Consider the following 24,526-nt stretch of genomic DNA (forward strand, 5'->3'; position numbering starts at 1 on the left):
CGTCCTGGCTTGTGAGGGGGCGTCCGTGGAAGACCTGAGCCGGTTCAAGCAAACCTATTTCGACGAAAGCGCGGAGCTGCTGGAGGTCGCCGAGGCCGGCCTGCTGCGGCTGACGCCGGGCGAGGTCGATTCCGACGAGGTCAACGCCATCTTCCGCGCCGTCCATTCCATCAAGGGCGGCGGCGGCGCCTTCGGCTTCACCGAGCTGGTCGCCTTCGCGCACGAGTTCGAGACGGTGATGGACGGGGTGCGCAACAACACCGTCCCCGTCACGACCGAGCTGGTGGACACGCTGATCCGCGCCAACGACCTGCTGGGCCAGATGCTGGCCTACGCGCGCGAAGGCGACCCCGCCCCGGCGGGGACCACCGACGGCACCGTGGCCGCCCTGCGCCGCCATCTGTCGGGTGGGGCTCCGCAGGCCCAGGCTCCGGCCGCGGCCCCCGCCGCTCCGGCGCCGGTTCCCGTCTACGCCGACGACGAGGACGACGAGGCCGGGCTGTTCGGCGACGCCATGGCGGCCATCGCCGCCGCCCGCGCGGAGGAGGACCCGGTTCCCCCCGGCAAGCTGCGCTGGACCATCGTCTTCCGGCCGCGGCCCGACCTGCTGATGTCGGGCAACGAGCCGGCCTTCATGCTGCGCGCGCTGCGCCGGTTGGGCGACGCCACCGTCGAGTGCCACACCGACGCCCTGCCCACCCTCCAGACCCTGGAGGCGGAGCTTCTCCACCTCTCCTGGACGGTCACGCTGCTCGCCGACGCGGACGTCGATCTGGACAAGATCAACGACGTCTTCGAGTTCGTGGCCGACGACTGCGACATCCGCATCACCGCGGACGCCCCGCCGCCCGCCGCGCCCGAGGCGCCGCCGCCGGTCACCGATCCGCTGCCCGTCGCCGCCCCGCCGGCGGTGGTCGCGGCGGTCCCCGAGCCTCCCCCCAAAACGCCCGGGGCCGACGCCCCGAAGGCCGAGGCCGCCCGCCCGCGCCCCAACGGCGGCGGGGCGGAGCATGCCGGGCTGACCAGCCACACCATCCGCGTCGATCTCGACAAGATCGACCGGCTGGTCAACATGGTCGGCGAGATGGTCATCACCCAGGCGATGATCGCCGAGCATGTGCGCGAGCTGCCCCCCGGCGAGTTCCAGGAGCTTCTGGAAGGGCTGGAGCAGTTGGCCCAGCACACCCGCGAACTGCGCGAAAGCGTGATGTCGATCCGCGCCCAGCCGGTGTCGAGCGTCTTCTCCCGCATGCCGCGGCTGGTCCGCGAATGCGCCGCCACGACCGGCAAGGAGGTCCAGCTCGTCACCAGCGGCGAGACGACCGAGGTCGACAAGACGGTGGTGGAGAACCTCGTCGATCCGCTGACCCACATGATCCGCAACTCCATCGACCACGGGCTGGAGGGGCCGGAGGAGCGGGAGCGCGTCGGCAAGCCGCGCGCCGGCACCGTGCATCTGTCGGCGCAGCACCGCTCGGGCCGCATCGTCATCGAGATCACCGACGACGGGCGCGGCATCAACCGGCCCAAGGTGCTGTCCAAGGCCATCGAGAAGGGCCTCGTCCAGCCGGGCGCCACCCTGTCGGACGAGGAGATCGACAACCTGATCTTCCTGCCCGGCTTCTCCACCGCCGATCAGGTCTCCAACCTGTCGGGCCGCGGCGTCGGCATGGACGTGGTGCGGCGGAACATCACCTCGCTCGGCGGGCGCATCGGCGTCTACTCGACGCCGGGTGAGGGCTCGCGCTTCGTGCTGTCGCTGCCGCTGACCCTGGCGGTGCTCGACGGCATGGTGATCTCGGTCGGCGAGGAGCGCTTCGTCCTGCCGCTGACCAACATCGTGGAGAGCCTGCGCCCCAAGGCGGCGGACCTGCACGGGCTGGTCGGCAAGTGCGACGTGATGATGGCCCGCGGCGAGTATGTGCGGCTGGTCTACCTGCACCAGCTGTTCGGCATCCCCGGCGCCGTCGCCGACCCCACCCGCGCGCTGGTCGTGCTGGTCGAGACGGAGGACGGCTCCCGCCTCGGCCTCGTCGTCGACGAGGTGCTGGGCCAGCAGCAGGTCGTCATCAAGAGCCTGGAAGCGAACTTCCGCCGTCTCGACGGCGTCGCCGCCGCGACCATCCTGGGCGACGGCCGCGTCGCCCTGATCCTGGACGTCGCCGGCCTGCGCGAGATGAGCCGGCACATGGATTCCAGGGCGCCGCGTCCGCCGTCTTCGCCGGTGGCCGCGCTGCCCGCACCCGCACTCGAACCGGTCTGAGGCCACAGCGATGAGCAGTTCCACCGCGCTCGCCACCGTCGGCGGTACCCGCACCGACGCGCGAAACGACGTCATGGCGGTCAACGCCGCCGAGGAGCAGTACGTCACCTTCACCGTCGGCAGCGAGGAGTACGGCGTCAACATCCTGTCGGTCCGCGAGATCCGCGGCTGGACGCCGGAAAGCCGCCTGCCGAACCTGCCGGACTATGTGCGCGGCGTCATCAACCTGCGCGGCATCATCATCCCCATCTTCGACCTGCGCGCCCGCTTCGGCGGCGGTGCCACGTCGGTCACCAAGCGCCACGTCGTCGTGGTGATCCAGGTGGGGGAACGCACCCGCGGCATCCTGGTGGACGCCATCTCCGACATCCTGGCGATCGGCCACGACGCGATCAAGCCGCCGCCCGACGTGGACGGGGGCATGGTCGACGCCGAGTATCTCAGCGGCCTCTACACCGCCGACGACCGCATGGTCACGCTGCTGAGCGTCGAGAAGCTGTTCTCGGTCGAGAACAGCGAGCTGGACTCGGCGACCAAGGCCCTGCCGGCGCTGGAGCGGGCGTCCTGACCGGCACGCACGCCCGGACGCGCCCACACGGGCGCCGACGGGGGTGCGTCATGTCGCGGCTTTTCACACGGGTTGGTTTCAAATAAGGGCTAACGCCGGCGTGACGCGGCGGGCAAGGGGGATGGCATGGCGAAAGGGGTCGGTTCGTTCGTTGGGTCGATGGGCATCTCGAAGCGGCTGTGGCTGGCCTTCGCGCTCCTGCTCGCCCTGCTGGCCGCCCAGGTCGCCGCCAGCCTGCTGAGCATCCGCAGCCTGAACGGCAGCGTCGACGCGGTGCTCACCAGCGGCGAACTCGCCACCTTCGCCAAGGACCTCTCGGCCCGCCTCGCCAACCAGCGCATCCACGGGCGCGACTATCTGGTCTCCGGCGATGCCGCCGCGCTCAACCGCCAGCGCGCGCTGCGCACCGAGTTCGATCAGGCGCTGGCCGCCCACGGCGCGGCCATCCAGCGCTCCAGCCAGGCGGCGGCCTTCACCGAGCTGGCGCGGCTGCACACCGAATACCACACCCAGTTCGAGGCGATCCGCGTCGTCCGCGACCGCTACGACGCGGCCATCCGCCAGACCATGGACCCGCTGGGCACCCAGATCACCGAGACGCTGGAGCGCGTCGTCGAGAGCGCCCAGGCCACCGGCGACAAGGACGCCGCCCTGGTCGGGGAGGAGATGGAGAAGCACTGGGTGCTGAGCCGCCTCTTCGCCAACCGCGCGCTCGGCATGCGCGACGCCGCCGCCGCGGGGCCGATGGAAAAGAACCTGGACGAGATGCTGGAGCATGTGCGCGAGGCGCAGGCCCTGCTGACCGAACCCCGCGTCGCGGCGATGCTGCGCGAGGTGGCGGAGCGGGCGCCGGGCTACCGCACCGCCTTCCGCGACGCCATCGCCGCCGACAAGGAGATCGACCGCCTGCGCGCCGAGGTCGTCGCCAAGGTCGTCACCGCCCTGAACGCGACGCTGGACTCCATCGCCACCGCCATCCAGGCCGAGCAGAAGGGGATCGAGACCCGCGCCGAGGCCGAGGTGGAGAACAGCGTCCTGCTGGCCCTGGTGCTGGGCGGCCTGTCGCTGCTGCTGGGCATCGGCGCCGCCCAGGTCATCGCCCGTTCGATCACCGGCCCGGTCCAGGGCATCCGCAAGGTGATGACCGACCTCACCGACGGCCATCTGTCGGTCACCGTCCCCCACACCGACGGGCGCGACGAGCTGGGCGAAATGGCCCGCGCCGTCGCCGCCTTCAAGGAGGACGCGGTGACCGCCGTGCGGGCCGGGATCGCGCTCGACCGCGTGTCCTCCTGCATCATGACGGTGGGCGAGGACGGGACCGTCACCTATTGCAACGCCGCCGCCCTGGCGATGTTCAAGGCCGCCGAGAGCGACCTGCGCAAGGCCCTGCCCGCCTTCGACGCCGCCGGGCTGATCGGGACGACGCTCGATGCGCTGGACGCCGAGGCCCCGCGCCTGCGCAGCAGCCTGACCGGCCTCGCCAGCCCCCACAAGGGCATGGTGAAGGCGGGCCGCCGCAGCTTCGAGATCACCGCCAGCCCGGTCGCCGGGCGCCACGGCGAGAAGCTGGGCCTCGTCGTCGAATGGCGCGACCTGACGGCGGAGCTGTCCATCGAGGCGGAGATCGCCGCCATGGTGGACAGCGCCGTACGCGGCGACTTCTCCCAGCGGATCGCGCTGGACGGCAAGACCGGCTTCTTCCGGCTGGTCAGCGAGGGCATGAACCGGCTGGCCGCCAACGTCTCCGGCGTGACCGAGGATCTGGCCGCCATGCTGGAATCGCTGTCCCAGGGCGACCTGTCGCGGCGCATCGACAAGCCGTACGAGGGCGTGTTCCTGCGCCTGAAGGACGATTTCAACGGCACGGCGGAAAAGCTGTCGGAAATCGTCCGCCGCATCAACGGCGCCGCCGAATCCATCGCCGCGGCCAGCCGCGAGATCGCCGACGGCAGCCTCGACCTGTCCGAGCGCACCGAGCAGCAGGCCTCCTCGCTGGAGGAGACGGCGGCGAGCATGGAGGAGCTGGCGGCCACCGTCCGCTCCAACGCCGACAACGCCCAGCAGGTCAACGCCTTCGCCAACGACGCCCGCCGCGCCGCCGAGAAGGGCGGTCAGGTCGCCGCCAGCGCCGTGGAGGCGATGCGCGGGATCGAGCGCTCGTCCCAGAAGATTTCCGACATCATCGGGGTGATCGACGAGATCGCCTTCCAGACCAACCTGCTGGCGCTGAACGCGGCGGTCGAGGCGGCGCGCGCCGGCGACGCCGGGCGCGGCTTCGCCGTGGTGGCGCAGGAGGTGCGCAACCTCGCCCAGCGCTCCGCCCAGGCGTCCAAGGAGATCAAGACGCTGATCCTCGACAGCGGGGCGCAGGTCAAGGACGGGGTGGAGCTGGTCCGCTCCGCAGGCTCCTCGCTGACCGACATCGTGGCGGGCATCGCGCGGGTCGCCGACCTCGTGTCGGAGATCGCCCGCGCCACCGCCGAGCAGGCGTCCGGCCTGGACGAGGTCAACACCGCCGTCGCCCAGATGGACGAGATGACCCAGAAGAACGCCGCGCTGGTCGAGGAAAGCACCGCCGCCGCCCGCTCGCTGGAGGAGCAGGCCGGACAGCTGCGCCAGCAGATGGCCTTCTTCTCGCTGGACGCCGGCCACGCCCATGGCGGGTCCGAGCTGGCCCGCCACATCCAGCTCATCGAGAACACCAAGATCGACCATGTGACCTTCCGCGAGACTGTGCTGAAGGCCGTCCAGGGCCAGGGCGACGCCAGCGCGGACCGGCTGGCCGACCATCACGGCTGCCGTCTGGGCAAGTGGTACGACACGGTGAGCGACGCCGCCGTGCGCTCCTGCCCGTCCTTCGACCGGATCGCCGAGCCGCACGCCCGCTTCCATGAGGCCGGCAAGCGCGCCCTGCGCGCCCATGAGCAGGGGGACGCCGCCGCCGAGGCCCAGGCCCTGGCCGATCTCGACCGGCTGTCGGGCACCGTGCTGGGCCTGCTGGACAGGCTCGCCGACGAAGCCCGGGCCAAGACCCGCGGACGGGCGGCATGAGCCCGGCCCCCAGCCCTTCCCCTGCCCCGGCCTCGGACGCGGCCGACCGCGGCGCCGTTCCCCCGGCGACGTCGGGCCGGCGGGAGTTCCCGTTCGAGCGTCGGCACTTCGACTTCATCGCCCGCATGCTCTACCAGCTCGCCGGGATCGCGCTGGCCCCGCACAAGATCGAGATGGTCTATTCCCGCCTCGCCCGGCGGCTGCGCGACCTGCGCCTGACCGATTTCGACAGCTACTGCGCCCTGCTGGAGAGCGAGGAGGGGGCGAACGAGGTCGGCTTCCTGGTCAACGCCCTGACCACCAACCTGACCAGCTTCTTCCGCGAATCGCACCATTTCGACTTCCTGGCGAAGACGGCGGTGCCGGAGATGCGCACGCGCCATGCCGGGGAGTCCTCCCACCCGCGGCTGCGCATCTGGTCCGCCGGCTGCTCCTCCGGGCAGGAGCCCTACACCATCGCCATGGTCCTGGCCTCCAGCTTCGGGCCGGAGCTGCGGCGCTGGGACGCGAAGATCCTGGCGACCGACATCGACACCCACATGGTCGACACCGCCCGGCGCGGCGTCTATCCCGCCGATCTGGCGAACAGCATCCCCGCCCCCTTGCGCGACCGCTACACCCGGCGCCAGCGCGAGGACGGCGAGCCGATGGTGGCGATGGACGAGGAGCTGAAGCGGCTGATCACCTTCAAGCCGCTGAACCTGCTGGAGCATTGGCCCATGAAGGGGCCGTTCGACGCGATCTTCTGCCGCAACGTGCTGATCTATTTCGACCGCGTCGGGCGGACCCAGGTCATCGGCAACTTCGCCCGCATGCTGGAGCCCGGCGGCTACCTGTTCCTCGGCCATTCGGAGAGCCTGTACGGCGTGTCGGACCGCTTCCGCCAGACCGGCCCCACCATCTACCGGAGGCTGTGACGCATGACCGCCTTCGCAAGCCGTCGCGCGGCCGAGGCCCGGCAGACCGGCGGCTACTTCCACCCGCAGTTCCGCGCCCACACGATGAAGGTCTTCCTGGGCCATCATCTGGTCAGCGACCGCTCGGACGTGATGATGGTGACGACGCTGGGCTCCTGCGTGGCCGCCTGCGTCCACGACCCGGCGACGGCGATCGGCGGCATGAACCATTTCCTGCTGCCCGAGGTCCCGGAGTCCGAGGACGCCGGCACCGGGGCCGCGGCCCGCTACGGCTCGGTCGCCATGGAACGGCTGATCAACGATCTGCTGGCGCGCGGCGCCCAGCGCGGCCGGCTGGAGGTCAAGCTGTTCGGCGGCGCCCGCGTCATCGCCTCCAGCTTCGACGTCGGCCAGCGCAACGCCGCCTTCGCGCTCGACTATGTGCGGCGGGAGGGGTTGAAGCTGGTCGGCCAGGATCTGGGCGGCGCGTCGGCCCGGCGCATCCACTACTTCCCGCACACCGGCAAGGCCATGCGCAAGATGCTGCGGCCCGAGGCCCTGTCGGAGACGGCGAACCAGGAACTGCATTTCCGCTCCACCCTGCGGCACCAGCCGATCGAGGGCGACGTGGAACTGTTCGGGGAGGACTGAGCCATGACACGCTCCATCCGCGTCGTGATCGTGGACGACAGCAGCCTGATGCGGGAGATGCTGAAGGCCATCATCTCCGAGGAGCCCGGCATCGAGGTGGTCGGCGTCGCCCGCGACCCCTACGAGGCGCGCGACGTCATCAAGCGGACCAACCCGGACGTCGTCACGCTGGACGTCGAGATGCCGCGGATGGACGGACTGTCCTTCCTGGAGAAGATCATGACGCTGCGCCCGACGCCGGTCGTCATGGTGTCCTCGCTGACCCAGGAGGGGTCGGAAGCGACGATCCGCGCGCTGGAGATCGGCGCGGTGGACTGCGTGGCCAAGCCCGACGGCTCGGAGGGCCACGGCTTCGAGGCGATGGCCCACGAGCTGGTCGGCAAGATCCGCATCGCCGCCACCGCCCGCCTGTCGATGCGGCGGCCCAAGCCCGCGACCTCGCCCCTCCAGACGCCGCGCCGCGCCGGGTCGGGCACCCGCTTCATCGCCATCGGCGCCTCCACCGGCGGGGTGGAGCGCATCCGCGACGTGCTGGCGGTCATGCCCGCCGACTGCCCGCCCATCGTCATCACCCAGCACATGGGTCCCAGCTACGTCCCCAGCTTCGCCGCCCGGCTCGACCGCATCTCGCCGCCGTCGGTGGAGGTCGCCACCCAGGGCGCCCGGCTGGTCCAGGGCAAGGTCTACATCGCCCCCGGCGACCGGCATCTGGTGATCATCCGCGATGCCCAGGGCTATTCCTGCCACATCCAGGACGGGCCGGCGGTCAGCGGCCACCGCCCGTCGGTGGACGTGCTGTTCTCCTCCGTCGCCAAGGCGGCGGGGGCGAACGCGGTGGGGGTGATCCTGTCCGGCATGGGCCGCGACGGCGCGTCGGGCATGCTGGCGATGCGCGACGCGGGGGCCTATACCATCGGCGAACAGGAATCGAGCTGCGTCGTCTACGGCATGCCGCGCGCCGCCCGGGAAGCCGGGGCGGTCGCCGTCGAACTGCCGCTGGCGCAGATACCGGCCGAGATGCTGCGCGCGTTCGACGCCATCGGCGAACACCGCACGCGCGCGAACTGAGGAGCAGCACCATGTCTTTCTACGGCCGCGCGCCCCGCCTGGAAGCCGGACCGGAACCGGAGAAGCCGGACCTTCCCGACGATGGCGCTCCCGTGCACAGCCTGCCCGAGATCGGCGACAAGATCCCGGTCACCGGCGAGCTTCTGGCGACCTGGATGGGCTACGCCGACATCCAGCGCCGCACGCTGGAGGCCGTGCAGAACGAGCTGACCCGCACCTCGTCCACGGTCGAGGACGCCACGCTCGACCTTTCCTCGCGCTTCCGCGAACTGGCCGAGAAGGCCATGCAGCAGTCGGAGCGGGTGGAGCAGATCGTCGGCATGGCCGGCTCCGTCTCCATCGACGGGGAGCGGGTGCCGATGGACCAGCTCGTCACCGGCATGCAGCAGATGATCGCGGACATGATCTCCAACATCGTCATGCTGTCGCGCCACGCCATGAGCATGGTCTATCTGCTGGACGACGTGCAGAAGGACGTGGCGGAGCTGGAGAAGTCGATCGGCGACATCGACGCCATCAACCGCCAGACCAACTTCCTGGCGCTGAACGCCACCATCGAGGCGAGCCGCGCCGGCGAGGCCGGCCGCACCTTCGCCGTGGTCGCGCAGGAGGTGCGCCACCTCTCCCGCTCCACCGGGGCGCTGGCCGACCGCATGCGCTCCAAGGTCACCGCGGTGGTCAAGGGGGTGCGCAACGGCCACGACATCCTGCGCCAGATCGCCGACACCGACATGTCCCCCCAGATGCTCGCCAAGGAGCGGGTGGACAAGACCATGGACAGTCTGGTCGACCAGACCAACCACTTCCAGGCGGTGCTGGAGACGGCGGCGAACGTGTCGTCGGACATGTCCGCCACCATCAGCCGCATGGTCACCGGGATGCAGTTCCAGGACCTGACCAAGCAGCGGCTGGAGGCCATCAACGACAGCCTCGCCATCATGGCGGAAGGGCTGAACGAGCTGGAAAACCGCACCCGCGTCGAAATGCCCGCTTCCTTGGGGCCGCAGGTTCCGCAGGAATGGCTCGACGAGCTGCTGGGCCGCTTCAAGCTGAGCGAGATGCGCCAGCGCTTCGTGCGCCGGCTGCTGCTGGAAGGAACGGCGCTGGACGAGCATGGCGTTCTTGACGTCGATGCCGGCCAGGACGACAGTTCCGGCGGCGACATCGAACTTTTCTGAGGCCAAGGGATTCTCTGGAATCCCCGGCCTGTCTTGCTCCATTCTGGCGTGGTCCGCACAAGGCCACCCGCCCCAATGCCCCTTCAGGAACACCCTTCAGGAACACCGGACCGATGGACTACGGAATTGAGGACAAGGAGCAGGAGACCCTGGTTCGGTTGCGCGGTCGCCTGACCTTCAACGACCACGCCAAGCTGCGCGCCCTGATCCGGGAGATGCTGCAGAACAAGGCCAAACGTCAGGTGCTCGACCTCTCCACGCTGGAATTCGTCGATTCGGCGGGAATCGGCATGCTTCTGATCGCGCGGGAGGAAATGGCGAACGCGGACAAGCAGCTCGTCCTGCGCTCCGCCGCCGGGCAGGTCAAGCGCGTGCTGACGGTGGCCCAGCTCAACAAGATCGTCACGATCGAGGACTGACCCCCTTGGTCCCTTCCCCCACCCGCGTCGCCGCCCTGCAAGGCCTGGGCGTGCCGGCCGACCGGCTGGACCGGCTGTCGGCGGCGCTTCGGCTTCCGCCCCGGCGGCCCGGCTCCCCGGCGGGGGAGGAGTTCGGCGCCTCCGTTCTGCTTCTGGTGGGCGACGCCGCCGCCGTCGAGGCGCCGGAGTTCTGGCAGAGGCCCTATGGCGCCTGGATCGAGGTCGCCGGCCTGTCCGACGCCCAGATCGTCGAGGCGGCGCGCCGCGCCGCCCGTTCCGACCTGTTCGCCTGCGTGACGACGGTGACCGCCAACCGCCTGCATCTGGCCGGGCGCATCCTGAACGGGCTGGCCGCCCTGCACCCGATGCCGGAGGCCCAGCGCGACGACATGGAACTGGCGCTGCACGAGGCGATCAGCAACGCGGTGGTCCACGGCAACCTTCAGGTCGAAGGCATGAAGGGGCTGAGCGTGGAGGCGCTGGAGCGCTTTTCCCACGATCTGGCGGCGCGCATGGCCGACCCCGCCTTCGCCGACCGCCGGATCGAGGTCGCCGCTTGGCTGGAAAGCGCCTGCGCGGTGGTGGAGGTCGCCGACGAGGGAACCGGCTTCGCCCGGCCGGAGCGCATCGACTACGGCGCCTCGGGCCGCGGGCTGGACCTGATCGCCGCCATCGTCGAGGAGCTTCAGCTGCTCGACGGCGGGCGCCGCATCCGCATGAGGTTTCCCCTCTGATGGACGACGCCATCGCCGCCTGCCGCATCCTGGTGGTGGATGACACCGACTTCAACCGCACACTGATCGGCGCCCTGCTCGGCGAAGCCGGATTCCAGAACGTCGCCTACGCCAAGGACGGCTTCGACGCGCTGGCCCAGATCGCCGCCGAGGCGCCGGACCTGCTGATCCTCGACATCATGATGCCGGGGATGGACGGGTTCGAGGTCTGCCGCCGCCTGCGCGCCGACCACGCCTACGCCGACCTGCCGGTGCTGGTGCAGACCGCCCTGTCCTCCAGCGACGACCGCAACCGCGCCTTCGCCGCCGGCACCACCGACCTGATCTCCAAGCCGCTGGACCGGACGGAGCTGGTCGCCCGCGTGCGCATCCATCTGCAGAACCGGGTGCTGATCCGCGACCTGCAGACCTACCGGGCGCGGGTCGAGGGGGAGCTGGCGATGGCCCGCTCCATGTACGACCATCTCCTGCCCTCCCCGGCGCTGTGCGCCGCGCTCTCGGACAGCGCGGGGGTGACGCTGCGGTCGCACACGGCGCTGTCCTCCGACCTCGGCGGCGACCTCTGGGGGGTGCTGCCGCTGACCGGCGGGCGGTTCGGGCTGTTCCTGCTGGACATGGCCGGACGCGGCGTGTCGGCGGCGCTGAACGCCTTCCGCATGCACACGCTGATCCACGAGCTGGCTCCCCATCTCGGCGAGCGGCCCGGCGCCTTCCTCACCGAACTGAACGAGCGGGCCGTCTGCCTGCTGGAGCTTGGGCAGCACGCCACGGTGATCTACGGCGTCGTGGACGGCGCGGCGGAGCGCTTCACCTACGCCGCCGCTGCGGCCGCCCCGCCGGTTCTGGTGCCGCCCGACGGCGCGCCGCTGGTCTTCGGCGAAGGGTCCGGCCAGCCGGTGGGCGTCGCCGTCGGCGCCCGCCACGAGGAACGCGACCTGCCCTTCCCGCCGGACTCGGCGCTGGTCCTGCACTCGACCGCCGTGCTGGACACGCTGGGCGGGCGCAACGGCGGCCTCGCCGCCCTGCTGGGGAGCGCCGCCGTCCGGAACGCCATGGCCAGCGGCGGCGAGGGTGGCGACGCCTTCGCGGCGGTGACCGCGGCGCTCGCCGCGGCCCAGGGCGACGTGCCGCAAGACGACCACACGCTGGTCTGGATCGGGCGCGGGGGTGCGCGATGAACAACCTGCCGGAGGTTCCGGGGCTGGAGTCGGCCCGCGTCCTGGTGGTGGACGACAACCGCGTGAACCGCCACCTGCTCCAGGCCCTGCTGGAACGCGGCGGCGTCACCCGCATCGAGATGGCGGAGGACGGCAACGACGCGCTGGCCCGGCTGGACGCCTTCCGGCCCGACCTGATCCTGCTCGACCTGATGATGCCGAACCTGGACGGGTTCGAGATGTGCCGGCGCCTGCGCGCGATCCCCGCCTGGAAGGATCTGCCGGTCCTCGTGCAATCCAGCCTGAACCGGGCGGAGGACCGCGCCAAGGCCTTCGCCGCCGGGGCCACCGACTATGTGACCAAGCCGATCAACGCGGTCGAGCTGCTGGCCCGCGTGCGCATCCATCTGCAGAACCGCGCGCTTCTCCACGACCTCCAGTGTTTCCGCGAGCGGACGGAGAGCGAGCTGTCGCTCGCCCGCAAGATGCAGGAGCGGCTGATGCCCTCGCCGGAGCGGCTGGCCGAGGTGGAGGCCGCGGCGGCGGTGGGCATCGCCGCCCATTTCGCCCCCTCGTCGGAGCTGGGCGGCGATTTCTGGGACCTGCGGCACGACACCGTCGAACCGCGCCAGGGGCAGGGGCAGGGGCAGGGACAGGAGCAGGGCCGGACCATGCTCTACATGGTCGATTTCTCCGGCCATGGCGTCGGCGCGGCGCTGAACACCTTCCGCCTGCACGCGATCTGCCAGCAGATGGACGTATCCGGCCTGACCCCGGCGGAGTTCCTGTCCACCGTCAACCGGCGGCTGTGCGCCCTGCTTCCCAACGGGCAGTTCGCCACCATGCTGGCCGGGGTGGTCGAGCCGGCGGAGAACCGCTTCGTCTACGCCTCCGCCGGATCGACGCGCCCGATGGTCTGGGCGCCGGGCGATGCCGCGCCGCTGCTGGGCGACAGCGCCGGCCTGCCGCTCGGCCTGCTCGCCTCGGCGGAATATGAGGAGCGCTCCCTCCCCCTGCCGCCCGGCGGGCGTCTGTTCCTCTATTCGGACGGCGCCATCGAGATCCCGGTCGGCGGCGACGTTCTGGACGAGCCGGGACTCGCCGCCCTGGTCGCCGAGCGGATGGGCGAGACGGACGGCGGCCGCTTCCTGGACGGGCTGCTGGAGCGCCTGCGCGCCGTCGGTCCGATCGACGACGACCTGACCGCCCTGCTGCTGACCCGCAAGGGCTGACCGGCCCATGGAGCCGACGGGCGCATGACCGCAAGCCCCCACCACGCCGCCCCGCCATTCCGGGCCGTCTCCGTCCGGGTGGTTCTGGACACCAACATCCTCGTCGGCTACGCCCTGCTGGGCGCCGAGGTGCCCCGCCGCAGCCTGGCCATCCAGCGCAGCGTGGAGGCGGTGCGGGCGCGGGGATCCGCCTTCGTGTCCGACGCCACCCTGGCGGAGCTGCGCGAGGTGCTGATGCGCCCGGACTTCGACCGCTACCGCCCGGCGGGGGAGCGCGCCGCCTTCCTGGCCGCCTTCGCCGCCGAGGCCCGGCGGGTCGAGCCCGCCCCGGTGGAGCGGCTGTGCCGCGACCCCGACGACGACATGTTCCTGGCCGTGGCGCTGGCCGCCGACGCCGATTGGCTGGTGACGGTGGACCGGCAGCTTCTCTCGGTGCGCCAGGTGGGCCGCACCCGCATCCTGCGCCCCGAACGGTTCCTCGACGCGATCGCCTGACTCCGCGTCTCACCCTTCCACCCGTTGTCAACGTTCCGCCCGAAAAGTTTCCGCTCGACTTCCGATCTCCGTTCTCTAGAATGAAAAGAGAACACTTCGCAAACTAGCGGTGAACGGATCGCGGGTGACCGGATGAGCACGCAACCTCTCCTGTTCGACAGCCTGCCCGAGACGGAGCGGGCGCGCAAACCGGCGCGCCGGTCCCGCGCCACCACCGTGGCGGCGCCGGTGGCCGTCGATGTGGTGCGGGAGGATGTTCCGTCACCGTCGGCCCCGGCGCCCATGACCCTCGCGCTCGTCCCGCCGCCGCCCGTCCCGATGGCCCCGCGCGCCGACTTCGACCCGGCGGCCCTGACCAACGCGGAGCTGCGGGCGCTGGCCCAGGCCCTGCCCGACCACAAGCTGGCCCATCTGCTGATCGAAGCCGCGCGCGAGCTGAAGCGCCGCGCCGCTCCGGGGGCCTGGGAGGAGGAGGGAGAGGACGGCCCGTCCGAGCCGAATCCCCTTCTGCTGCGCGCCGCCCGGCAGGCGGTCGGGGAACTGTCGGGCGAGGATGGCTGACCAAGTCACGAACATTGACCGATTCACAGAATACGTGTCCGGAAACAAAATAATCCCGCCGCAATAGACCGTTTCGTACCCCAACTTTGTGCGGCTTCCTCCCCCCGATTCGGGAATGATTGCGCGACAAGACACGCACTTATGTGCAATGATGTGTCCGTAGCCTGGCCAATGGCCGCGCCTGCGTTTCCGCGGCGCATCGCCGGCGGTCCGAGCCGAAAAGGAACGACCCGCGGGGAGGGTGATTTGGACTGGATGACCTGGCTCCAGGATTGGGGCGATGCCTTCTATCCCCTGGCCTTCATATGGGCCTTCTTCGAAGGCGAGACCTTCGTCATCTTCGGCGGGATGGGCGCGCATCTGGGGATCATCAACCTTTACTGGTTGGTCGCCGCCGTCTGGATCGGCAGCTTCATGGGCGACCAGTGTTATTTCTGGATCGGCCGCAAATGGGGCGCCAAGGCGCTGGCCCGCTTCCCGGCGGCGGAGGCCCGCGCGTCCCGCGTGCTGTACTGGCTGGAAACCTACGGCGTCGGCTTCATCCTGGCCTTCCGCTTCCTCTACGGGGTGCGCAACATCGCCTCGGTCGCCGTCGGCACCTCGCGCATGCCCTGGCGCAAATTCCTGTTCTGGAACTTCATCGCCGCCGGCATCTGGGCCTGGAGCTTCGCCGGGGCCGGCTATCTGTTCGGTGAGGCCGCCGCCGCCATCGGCGAGAACGGCCCGAAGATCCTCCTGCTCATCGCGCTGGGCATCGGCGTCACGCTCTTCGCGGTGAAGAGCGTGATGTGGGTCCGCCGCCGCTACGCCGCGTCCGAGACGCAGGCGTAACAGCGCCCCTCCCCCCGAGACCACGGCAAAGGGCCGCCGCGGGAAACCGCGGCGGCCCTTTTCGTTTAAGCGTGCCCTTTTCGTTTAAGCGTGCCCTCATCGGTCAAGCGTGCCCTCACGCCCGGCGGGCGATCCACACGGCGGTCAGGTCGTCGCGCAGCGGCAGGCTGGTGCGGGCGTAGAAGCGCTCCAGCAACGGTCCCAGCGGGCGGGCGCGGTTGGCGGCGATGGCGCCGCGCAGCAGGTCGGGCACTCCGTCCTGGCCGATCGGTTCGTTGTCCGGGCCGCTGCATTCGATCAGCGCGTCGCTGTAAAGGAACAGGCAACTCCCGCGCGGCAGGCGCAGGCTGCGGTCGGCGTAGACGGCGCGACGCGACGCGCCCAGCACCAGCCCCGCCGAGTCGAGCAGCCGTAGCTCCCCGGCGATCCCCACCACCGGATTGGGCGCACCGGCCGAGGCGTAGGTCAGCGTGTCGGTGTGCAGGTCGAGGATGCCGAAGAAGGCGGTGGCGAACTGCCCGACCGGCAGCACCTCCTTCAGCGCCCGGTTCAGCCCGGCCAGCCATTCCGAGGGCGGCACATGCTGCATGGGAAAGCGGTCGATCAGCGTGTGCAGGCGGAAGGTGTTGATGGCGGCGGTGATGCCGTGCCCGGCGAAATCGACCATCAGGAAGGCGACGCGGTGGCTGTCCAGCGGGTAGACGTTCCAGAAATCGCCGCCCAGCTCCGACGAGGTTTCGAAATGGGCGTCCAGCACCAGCTCGTACCGCTCGGCGACGGCGTCCAGCTCCTTCGGCTCGGGCAGCAGGGACAGCTGCATCGCCTTGGCGTGCTTCAGCTCCCGCTCCACCCGCCCGCGGAAATTGGCGAGGTCGGTGAAGAGCTTGCGCTTTTCGAGCTGGTGGCGGACGCGGGCGACGCACTCGCCGGGCTTGATCGGCTTGGAGATGAAATCGCTGCCCCCGGCCTCGAAGCAGCGGACCTGCTCCTCGTCGCTGTCCAGCGCCGTCTGGAACAGGATCGGCAATTCCTCGTGGGTCAGCCGCTCGCGCAGGCGCCGGCACATCTCCAGCCCGTCCATCACCGGCATGCTGACGTCCAGCAGCACCAGATCGGGGCGGAAGCTCTCCACCTTGCGCAGCCCCTCCACCCCGTTCTCGGCGACCTCGATCTGGGTCAATCCGGCGCGGCGGATCATCAGGGCCAGCGACTTCCTGTTGAACTCGTTGTCGTCGACGATCAGGACGCGGCTGGCGGCGAGGGAAATGGGCATGCGTGGACCCGTCCGTCCGTCACAGGTCGAACTGCAGCAGGGTGCAGCGCCCGCCGTCGGTCACGTGGATGCGCCGGGCCAGCGCCCGCATGAACACGAAGCCGCGGCCCGAATGGGCGCCGCTGTCGGTGTCCTGCGGCAGGGCGGCGGCGTCGAACCCGTTGCCCTGGTCCACCACCGCGATGGACAGGCTGTCGGCGGTCCAGCGCGCGAAGATGTCGATCCGCCGCTGCCGCACGGCGCCGTCGCCCAGCCGTTCGCGCAGCAGCCGGCTGAACAGACGGTAGCCCTCCGGCTGCTCCTTGGTCGCGCTGGGAATGCCCAGATTGCCGTGGACGATGGCGTTGGCGATGGCCTCGTGCAGGCACAGCTCGATGTTGCCGCGCCGCTCCGGCGTCAGCACGCCGCGCCGGGTCAGCTCGTCGCAGACCAGAACCGCGCATTGCAGGCCATAGGCCGTGCCGGTGGTCAGCGACAGGTAGAATCCCCGCTCCACCGGCGGGGCGCCCAGCCAGTCGGCGTCGATGGCGCCGGTGCCGTCCTCCCGCTCCGTCAGCTCCACCGTCAGGAAGCGGTTGAGCCCGAAGGCGCCGCGCAGGATGTCCCGGTCGGCCTGGGCCAGCAGCACCGCGGCCGCCGCCCGGCCGTCGACGGCGTCTCCGCCGGCCTCTCCAAAAGCGTTTCCGCTGGCCTCGCCCAGGCCGAAGCGCGCCGCGACCCGCGCCGCGATGTCCGCCGGCACGCGGTCCCGCACCACGCTGAAGGGTCGCACGGCGCCGGCCGGGCCGGAGGGCGGGCAGGCGGCGGAGGCGGGGGAGCCGTCCATCGCCCGCTCACCGCTCGATGGTGACGACTTCGCCGATCCGAGCGAGGTCGATGGATCGCAGCACATCCCCCTGCAGCTTGCGGAGGACCAGCTTGATGTTGCGCTGCTCCGACTCGTCCTGAAGGATCAGCAGCATGCCGATTCCCGCGGAGTCGATGAAGGTCAGCCCGTCCATGTCCAGGACGAAGCGGCGCGCGCCCTCCCCGTTCAGCAGCTCCACGATGTCGGGGAGGCTGTCATGGTCGGTGAACTCCAACCGGCCGCTCAACAGCACCTCGATGGTTTCGGAGGAACGGCGCACCTGGAAATTCATGACATCCTCTTGTGTTGCACCGCGCAAGCGGCTCCCGCGAACAGTAGTGCAAGGCCGACAGCCCCTCAAGCAGCAAGCAACCATTTCGGTGATTTTTTCGATCCACAGGAGAAATTTCACGCAATTCACGCCGTAGACGAGGCGTGCCTGTTGATAGTACAACCGCAAGACCGGGAAGGGCGGCGCCGTGCCGCCGGTCCGCCCGGCTTGCGGCCCCGGTGGCGGCCCCGGTTGCGGGAATACCCTTCATGACGGTGATCGAGCAGGCGTGGAAGACGGTGCCGACGGTGTCGGCGAAGTTCCTGCTGATCCTGATTCCCATCCTGATCCTGACCACGCTCGGCTTCTCCTCGATCTTCTTCTACGGCAAGTACAAGGATCTGCGCGGCGCCCTGCGCGACCGGATCGAGGCGGTGGCGGAGATCAACGCCGTCGCCCTGTCCTCCAGCCTGTGGGCCGTGGACGTGCCGGCCATCCGCAACATCATCCAGGCGATCTCCGTCAACCGCGAGCTTCTCTGCATCGAGGTGGCCGACGAGCTGGCCGACGGCCGTTTCGCGTGGCCGGACGCCGACTGCCGCTCCTTTGCCGGGCGCGAGACGGTGCGCCGTCCGATCCAGGTGCAGAACCGCCGGCTCGGCACGCTGACCCTCCATTTCAGCTACGCCCCGGTGGACGAGCAGATCCGGCAGGAGATGGTCAACACGCTGTGGCTCCTGCTGCTGATGCTGGTCGGCACGCTGGTCACCGCGCTGACCGCCCACCGGCTGACCATCGGCGTGCCGCTGGGCCGGCTGATCGCGTCGATCCGCACCGCCGAGCAGGAGCATCTGCGCCAGCGCGTGCAATGGTCGTCGGCCGACGAGCTGGGGCGGGTGATCGCCGCCTACAACGGCATGCTGGCCCGGCTGGACGAGGAGGAGGCCGCCCTGCGCCAGAGCGAGGAGCGGCTGGGGCTGGCCATCACCGCCACCCGCTCCTCGGTCTGGGATTACGATCTGCGGACCGGCCAGTACTGGTGGTCGAAGGAGTTTCCGGCCCTGCTCGGCTACGGCCCGGCGGAGCTGGCGATGACCGCGCGGACCTGGGAGTCGCTGATCCATCCGGAGGAGCGGCGGCGCGTCATCGCGGAGTCCCGCAGCCGCGTGCGCGACAAGGACAGCGCCCACGCCGCCGTCTACCGCATGCGCCGCCGGGACGGCGGCTGGAGCTGGATCGAGGACCGGGCGACCGCCCTGCGCGACGGCGAGGGAACGGCGGTCCGCCTGACCGGCACCATGTCCGACGTGACGGAGCGCATGCAGGCCGAGCGGGATCTGGCGCGCGAACGGAACGTCCTCCAGATCACGCTCGACAACACCGACCAGGGCATCATCATGGTGGACCGCAACCTGCGGGTCGTGATGTCCAACCGCCGCGCGGCGGAGCTTCTCGACGTGCCGGCGGCCTTCCTGGCCGGCAACCCGCTGTTCCCCGAGATCATCCGGCTCCAGCGCGCCCAGGGCGCCTTCGAGGATTTCAGCATCGATCCCGACCTGGAGCTGGACGAGACCGCCGTGGTCCCCGACCTCCCCTTCGCCTTCAAGCGGCGGCGGCCCGACGGCACGATCATCGAGGTGCGGTCCAACCCCCTGCCGGAGGGCGGCTTCGTCCGCACCTTCACCGACGTGACGGTGGAGGCGCGCTCCGCCGAGGAGGTGTTCCACGCCATGGAGGCGCTGGAGACCGCCTACGCCGACCTCAAGGAGACCCAGGACAGCCTCGTCCAGGCGGAGAAGATGGCCTCGCTCGCCCTGCTGGTGGCTGGCGTCGCGCACGAGATCAACACGCCGGTGGGCATCGCCTACAGCTGCTCCACCCATCTCGCCGCGAAGACGCGGACGCTGACCGAGGCCTTCGCGAAGGGCGCGCTGAAGAAGTCCGACCTGACCGCCTATGTGGCGGCGGCGGGGGAATCCTCGCGCCTGATCGAGCAGAACCTGACCCGCGCGGCGGAGCTGATCCAGAGCTTCAAGCGCGTCGCCGTCGACCAGACCAGCCAGGAGCGCCGCCGCTTCGACCTGCGTTCCTATCTCGACGAGATCATCACCTCGCTGGGGCCGCGCCTGCGCAAGAGCCCCCACCGGATGACCGTCACCTGCCCGGACGGCATCACCATGGACGGCTATCCCGGCGCGCTCAGCCAGGTCATCACCAATCTGGTCATCAACGCGCTGACCCACGCCTTTCCCGACGGCCGGGAGGGCGCCATGGCGCTGACCGTGGAGGAGCTGCCGGACGGCGAGCTGGACATCCGCTTCGCCGACGACGGGGTCGGCATCGCCCCGGACAATCTGCCCAAGGTGTTCGAGCCCTTCTTCACGACGAAGCGCGGCACCGGGGGCAGCGGGCTCGGTCTCCACATCGTCTTCAATCTGGTGACGCAATCGCTGGGCGGCCGGATCTCGGTGGAGAGCCCGGCGCCGCGCCATTCGGCACCCGACAACCCCGCGGGCGGAGGCACCGGCTTCCTCCTGCGGATTCCCGTGACGGCCCCCCGGACGGCCGCCGCCGCCGGGAAAGACCCGGCAACCGACGCAGCATGACGGACGCAGCATGACCGACGAGCTGATCATGCCCGACACCGACGACGAGATCCTGTTCGCCGACGAGGAGGGCGAGGAGGGGGACGAGACCCCGCCCTGGCCCATCCTGGTGGTGGACGACGAGGACGACGTCCACTCCATGACCGCCCTCCTGCTGGACGACGTGGAGTTCCAGGGCCGCCGGCTGGAGCTGATCGGCTGCCGCTCCGCCGCCGAGGCGCGCGCCGTGCTGCGCTGCCGGCGGGACATCGCCGTCATCCTGCTGGACGTGGTGATGGAGGACGACGACGCCGGGCTGACGCTGGTGCGCTGGATCCGCGGCCCGCTGGGCAACCTCGACGTCCGCATCATCCTGCGCACCGGCCAGCCGGGGCAGGCGCCGCAGCGGGACGTGATCGTCGGCTGCGACATCAACGACTACAAGTCGAAGGCCGACCTGTCGGCGGAGGGTCTGTTCACCGCGGTGATCGCGGCACTGCGCGCCTACGACTACATCCGCTCCATCGAGACCAAGGTGGCCGAACGCACGCACGAGCTGCGGCAGAGCCGCGAGCAGATGCGCGCCATCCTGGAAGCGAGCCCGGTCGGCGTCTGCGCCTACACCCACGACGGCGTCCTGGTGATGTGCAACGACCGGCTGGTCCATCTGCTGGGCGTGCCGAAGGAGCGGCTGGTCGGCGTCTCCATCGCCGACCTGTTCATCGAGCCGGACAACACCGAGGCGCACGAGACGCACTGGACCTTCTTCCGCCGCTCGCTGCGCGACGCCGAGGTGCGGGTACGGCGGGCCGACGGCTCCATCTTCTGGGCGCTGGTGTCGGTGGACCCCACGCTGCTCGACGGCCGCCCGGTCCATCTCGCCTGGGTCTACGACATCACGCGGCGCAAGCTGGCCGAACGCCAGATGGAGGTCGCCAAGGAGCAGGCGGAGCAGACGACCGCCGCCAAGTCGGCCTTCCTGGCCACCATGAGCCACGAGATCCGCACCCCCATGAACGGCGTGCTGGGCATGCTGGAACTGCTGGAGCGCACGCCGCTGGACGGCGGGCAGCGCGACACCGTGGCGACCATGCGGGAGTCGGCGGCCTCGCTGCTGCGGATCATCGACGACATCCTCGACTTCTCGAAGATCGAGGCCGGCAAGATGGATCTGGAGCAGGTGCCGGTCTCCATCCCCGCCCTGGTCGAAGGGGTGGCCGACACGCTGGCCCCGGCGGCGCGGGCCAAGGGGCTGGCGCTGCTGACCTACGTGGAGCCGGCGCTCCCGCCGGCGCTGACCGGCGACCCGGTGCGGCTGCGCCAGATCCTGTTCAACCTGTGCGGCAACGCCATCAAGTTCACCGAGCGCGGGCGCATCCTCGTGCAGGCCACCCTGGCGGCGCGGACGGGCGATGACCGGTGGGGCGGCACCCGGCTGCGCATCGAGGTGGCGGACACCGGCATCGGCATTTCCGAGACCACGCGCCATCAGCTCTTCCAGCCCTTCACCCAGGCGGAAAGCTCGACCGCCCGGCGTTTCGGCGGCACCGGGCTGGGCCTGTCGATCAGCCGGCGGCTGGTCGCGCTGATGGGCGGGACGATCGGGGTGGACAGCGCGCCGGGCGCGGGCTCGACCTTCTGGGTCGAACTGACGCTGGGCGCCGCGGCCGACCCCGCGCCGCCCGGCCCTCCGGCGGCACCGGATGAGCCGGACCTCTCCGGCCTGACCGTCCTGGTCGGCCTGCCGGACGGGGAGGAGCGCCGGATCGTCGCCCACTATCTGGAAGCGGCCGGAGCGCGCGTGCTGGCCGCCGGGGAAGCGGACGCGCTGGCCGAACAGGCCCGCATGGCCCAGGTGGAACGCGGGGCGCTGAACGTCGTGGTGGTCGACGAGGCGCTGCACACCCCCGCCGCCGCCCAGGCGCCGCAACTGCTGGGCCGCCGCGTCGGGGAGGCGCAGGTGCCGACGGTGCTGCTCCAGGACCCCACGGCGCTCGGCGGCCGCCTCGCCGACGGGTCGGTCCCGGTGAGCCGCCCGGTCCGCCGCATGCCCCTGGTGCGCGCCGTCGCGGTGGCCGCCGGACGCGCCCTGACGGACGCCGCCCCCTGCGAAGACCCGCCGCCCGCAGCACCCTGCGCCCCGGCCCCGCTCAGTCCGGAGCGGGTCATCGCGGAGGCGGAGGCCCTGGGGCGGCTGATCCTGGTGGCGGAGGACAACGCCATCAACCGCAAGGTCCTGCAGATGCAGCTCACCGCGCTCGGCCACACGGCGGAGCTGACCACCGGCGGGGCGGAGGCCCTGGCCGCGCTGGGGCGGCGGCGCCACGCCCTGCTGCTGACCGACATCCAGATGCCGGAGGTGGACGGGTTCGAGCTGACCCGGCGCATCCGCGCGGCGGAGCGCGCCACCGGCGCCCATCTGCCGATCATCGCCCTGACCGCCAACGCCGCCCCGGCGGACATCGAGAGCTACCGCGCGGCGGGCATGGACGAGGCGCTGAGCAAGCCGCTGGATCTGGCGAAGCTCGACGCCGCGCTGACCCGCTTCCTGCCGCCCGCGGTGGCGGATCCGGTGGCGGCCCCGGAAGTGGCCCGAGCGAGCGACCCGGGAGCGCCGGAAAGCCCGCCGATCGGCCTGCCCCCGATCAACCTCGATGTGCTGGGCCGGCTCTGCGGCGACGACCGGGCGCTGATGGACGAGCTGTTGACCGACTTCGTCGGCATCGGCCGCCACATCGCGGACGAGGTCGCCGACGCCGTCGCCGCGCGCAACGGAACGGCGATCCGCGCCGGTGCCCACAATCTCAAGGGCTGCTCCCGCAACGCCGGGGCGACGCCGCTCGGCGACGCCGCGCAGGCGCTGGAGCAGGCGGTGATGCAGGACGCCCCCTGGGAGCGGGTGACCGCGCTGGCCGCGGCGCTGGAACAGGCGATGCGGGAGGTCGAACGCGTCATCGCCACGGCTTCGCCCCCCGGAACAGCTCTTTGAAGGTCTCCCCGAACGTCTCCCCCGAACGTCCCCCCAAACGTCCTTTGTCCGTTCGAACCGGCGCGCGATTGAGGTATCGTCCCCGCAACCCGCCACGCCGCGAGACGCGCATGAACCGCCGCCAGTTCTCCAGCCTGCTGCTCTCCCTGCCGGTGCTCCCCTACGCCGCCCCGATCGCCGCGCAGGAGAAGGTTCCGGCCCTGGGGGAGGAGCTGACCCCCTTCGGCGCGGTGCGCGACGCCAGCCGGACGCGGGCCATCCCAGCCTGGAGGGGCGGGCTGACCCAGGTTCCCGGCGGCTGGAAGCCGGGCAGCCGCCTGCCCGATCCCTACGACGAGGACGGACGCTGGTTCACCGTGGGATCGGCGGATCTCGACCGCTACAAGGTCCGCCTGTCCGCCGGGCTCCAGGCGATGCTGACCAAGTACCCGTCCTTCGAAATTCCGGTCTTCCCCAGCCGCCGCAGCGCCGCCGCCCCCCAGCGCGTCTACGACGAATCCATCGGGAACGCCAAGCGCGCCAAGCTGGGCGAGAACGGTCTGGCGCTGAGCGGGGCGCGGGGGGGCGTGCCCTTCCCCATCCCGGCCAACGGCGTGCAGGCGATGTGGAACCACATCCTGCGCTGGCGCGGCACGTCCGTCAGCCGCACCGGAGCCACCGTCCTGCCGGAGGCCGGCGGCATCCACACCGCGGCGGTCTACCGCGAGGACTGGCAGTCCAGCTACGCCGCAGGAATCGACGGCGGCCGTCCCTTCCACTACCGCCGCACCACCCTGATGCCCAAGGCGGAGGCCGGGACCACCCTGCTGCTGCACGGCACGCTGAACCCGATCCAGGCCGGCTTCGCCGCCTGGTTCCGCCAGGGTGAGACCGGCAAGCCCGTCCGCGCGCCCGACTTCGTCTACGACACGCCGGACCCGGCCAGCGGCGGCATCCGCACCGCCGACATGCTGGACATGTTCAGCGGCCCGCTGGACCGCTTCGACTTCGCGCTGGTGACGCGGCGGGAGATGTATGTGCCCTACAACGCCAGCCGGATGAACACGCCCGGCCTGGCGCCCGCGGATTTCCTGTGGCTGGGCCACCCCAACCCGCAGTTCCTGCGCTACGAGATGCACCGGGTGTGGATCGTCGAGGCGCGGGCGAAGCCCAACTTCCGCCACGCCCTGCCGGAGCGCACCTACTATCTGGACGAGGATTCCTGGCAGATCGTCATGGCCGACCATTACGACGCCAAGGGCGATCTGGTCCGCTACGCGGAGGCGCACGGGATCGCCTATCCCCAGGTGCCCGTCTTCGCCCCGGCGCTGGAGATCACCTACGACCTCACGGGCGACCGCTATGCGGTGAACGGCCTCGACAACCAGCTCGCCCCGCCGGACTTCGCCAAGCCCCTGCGGCCCGAGGACTTCGCCCCCGACACGCTGGAGCGCAAGCGGCGGCCCTGGTGAGGA

The 24,526-nt window shown here is 70.8% G+C and carries 20 protein-coding genes; 17 read left to right on the forward strand and 3 right to left on the reverse strand.

Going from position 1 to position 24,526, the window contains the following annotated elements; translation table 11 throughout:
• Window positions 1-25: 25 nt before the first annotated feature.
• The 14 genes from TSH58p_RS09700 (at window position 26) to TSH58p_RS09765 (ending at window position 15,107) form a co-directional block, all read left to right on the forward strand.
• Window positions 26-2,263 carry a chemotaxis protein CheA gene (locus TSH58p_RS09700; protein ID WP_109072099.1) on the forward strand — a complete coding sequence of 746 codons (2,238 nt, stop codon included), beginning with the start codon at window positions 26-28 and terminating at the stop codon, window positions 2,261-2,263.
• A 10-nt stretch (window positions 2,264-2,273) separates the two neighbouring features.
• Window positions 2,274-2,831 (forward strand): chemotaxis protein CheW, encoded by a 558-nt coding sequence (locus TSH58p_RS09705; protein WP_109072098.1) that lies wholly within the window; start codon window positions 2,274-2,276, stop codon window positions 2,829-2,831.
• Between the two features lie 126 nt (window positions 2,832-2,957).
• Window positions 2,958-5,885, forward strand: a complete 2,928-nt coding sequence (locus TSH58p_RS34535; protein ID WP_109072097.1) for a methyl-accepting chemotaxis protein — start codon at window positions 2,958-2,960, stop codon at window positions 5,883-5,885.
• Window positions 5,882-6,802, forward strand: a complete 921-nt coding sequence (locus TSH58p_RS09715; RefSeq protein WP_109072096.1) for a protein-glutamate O-methyltransferase CheR — start codon at window positions 5,882-5,884, stop codon at window positions 6,800-6,802. The genes TSH58p_RS34535 and TSH58p_RS09715 overlap by 4 nt, the downstream gene beginning before the upstream one ends.
• A gap of 3 nt (window positions 6,803-6,805) precedes the next feature.
• On the forward strand, window positions 6,806-7,432 hold the full coding sequence (locus TSH58p_RS09720) for a chemotaxis protein (protein ID WP_109072095.1): 627 nt from the start codon (window positions 6,806-6,808) through the stop codon (window positions 7,430-7,432).
• 3 nt (window positions 7,433-7,435) lie between these two features.
• Window positions 7,436-8,500, forward strand: coding sequence for a chemotaxis response regulator protein-glutamate methylesterase (locus TSH58p_RS09725; RefSeq protein ID WP_109072094.1), 1,065 nt, complete (start codon window positions 7,436-7,438; stop codon window positions 8,498-8,500).
• A gap of 11 nt (window positions 8,501-8,511) precedes the next feature.
• Window positions 8,512-9,678: a methyl-accepting chemotaxis protein gene (locus tag TSH58p_RS09730; protein WP_109072093.1), complete on the forward strand. Its 1,167-nt coding sequence runs from the start codon at window positions 8,512-8,514 to the stop codon at window positions 9,676-9,678.
• Window positions 9,679-9,791: 113 nt separating this feature from the next.
• Complete coding sequence (locus tag TSH58p_RS09735) at window positions 9,792-10,097, forward strand: STAS domain-containing protein (protein ID WP_014241675.1); 306 nt, start codon at window positions 9,792-9,794, stop codon at window positions 10,095-10,097.
• 5 nt (window positions 10,098-10,102) lie between these two features.
• Window positions 10,103-10,831 (forward strand): ATP-binding protein, encoded by a 729-nt coding sequence (locus TSH58p_RS09740; RefSeq protein WP_158282646.1) that lies wholly within the window; start codon window positions 10,103-10,105, stop codon window positions 10,829-10,831.
• Window positions 10,831-12,009, forward strand: a complete 1,179-nt coding sequence (locus TSH58p_RS09745; RefSeq protein ID WP_109072091.1) for a response regulator — start codon at window positions 10,831-10,833, stop codon at window positions 12,007-12,009. Before TSH58p_RS09740 ends, TSH58p_RS09745 begins: the two co-directional genes overlap by 1 nt.
• The gene (locus tag TSH58p_RS09750; protein WP_109072090.1) at window positions 12,006-13,220 is read left to right on the forward strand and encodes a PP2C family protein-serine/threonine phosphatase; all 1,215 of its coding nucleotides are present in this window, start codon (window positions 12,006-12,008) and stop codon (window positions 13,218-13,220) included. Before TSH58p_RS09745 ends, TSH58p_RS09750 begins: the two co-directional genes overlap by 4 nt.
• 24 nt (window positions 13,221-13,244) lie before the next feature.
• A complete protein-coding gene (locus TSH58p_RS09755; protein ID WP_109072089.1) occupies window positions 13,245-13,715 on the forward strand; it encodes a putative toxin-antitoxin system toxin component, PIN family in 471 nt (156 codons plus the stop codon).
• A 132-nt stretch (window positions 13,716-13,847) separates the two neighbouring features.
• On the forward strand, window positions 13,848-14,276 hold the full coding sequence (locus tag TSH58p_RS09760; protein WP_109072088.1) for a hypothetical protein: 429 nt from the start codon (window positions 13,848-13,850) through the stop codon (window positions 14,274-14,276).
• Window positions 14,277-14,531: 255 nt separating this feature from the next.
• Complete coding sequence (locus tag TSH58p_RS09765) at window positions 14,532-15,107, forward strand: DedA family protein (RefSeq protein WP_247874251.1); 576 nt, start codon at window positions 14,532-14,534, stop codon at window positions 15,105-15,107.
• A 115-nt stretch (window positions 15,108-15,222) separates the two neighbouring features.
• On the opposite strand, the gene TSH58p_RS09770 is transcribed toward TSH58p_RS09765, so the two are convergent.
• From TSH58p_RS09770 to TSH58p_RS09780, 3 genes are read right to left on the reverse strand one after another with little or no spacing between them, the layout of a single operon-like run.
• A complete protein-coding gene (locus tag TSH58p_RS09770; RefSeq protein ID WP_109072086.1) occupies window positions 15,223-16,380 on the reverse strand; it encodes a PP2C family protein-serine/threonine phosphatase in 1,158 nt (385 codons plus the stop codon).
• 19 nt (window positions 16,381-16,399) lie between these two features.
• A complete protein-coding gene (locus tag TSH58p_RS09775) occupies window positions 16,400-17,206 on the reverse strand; it encodes an ATP-binding protein (protein ID WP_109072085.1) in 807 nt (268 codons plus the stop codon).
• Between the two features lie 7 nt (window positions 17,207-17,213).
• The gene (locus TSH58p_RS09780; protein WP_109072084.1) at window positions 17,214-17,519 is read right to left on the reverse strand and encodes an STAS domain-containing protein; all 306 of its coding nucleotides are present in this window, start codon (window positions 17,517-17,519) and stop codon (window positions 17,214-17,216) included.
• 248 nt (window positions 17,520-17,767) lie between these two features.
• Here TSH58p_RS09780 and TSH58p_RS09785 point away from each other — a divergent pair, with 248 nt between their 5' ends.
• The 3 genes from TSH58p_RS09785 (at window position 17,768) to TSH58p_RS09795 (ending at window position 24,523) form a co-directional block, all read left to right on the forward strand.
• Window positions 17,768-20,104 (forward strand): PAS-domain containing protein, encoded by a 2,337-nt coding sequence (locus TSH58p_RS09785; protein ID WP_109072083.1) that lies wholly within the window; start codon window positions 17,768-17,770, stop codon window positions 20,102-20,104.
• 10 nt (window positions 20,105-20,114) lie between these two features.
• Window positions 20,115-23,072, forward strand: coding sequence for an ATP-binding protein (locus TSH58p_RS09790; protein ID WP_109072082.1), 2,958 nt, complete (start codon window positions 20,115-20,117; stop codon window positions 23,070-23,072).
• 110 nt (window positions 23,073-23,182) lie between these two features.
• Window positions 23,183-24,523, forward strand: coding sequence for a DUF1329 domain-containing protein (locus tag TSH58p_RS09795; RefSeq protein ID WP_109072081.1), 1,341 nt, complete (start codon window positions 23,183-23,185; stop codon window positions 24,521-24,523).
• Window positions 24,524-24,526: the final 3 nt, after the last annotated feature.

The organism is Azospirillum sp. TSH58 (assembly GCF_003119115.1).
Lineage (GTDB): Bacteria > Pseudomonadota > Alphaproteobacteria > Azospirillales > Azospirillaceae > Azospirillum.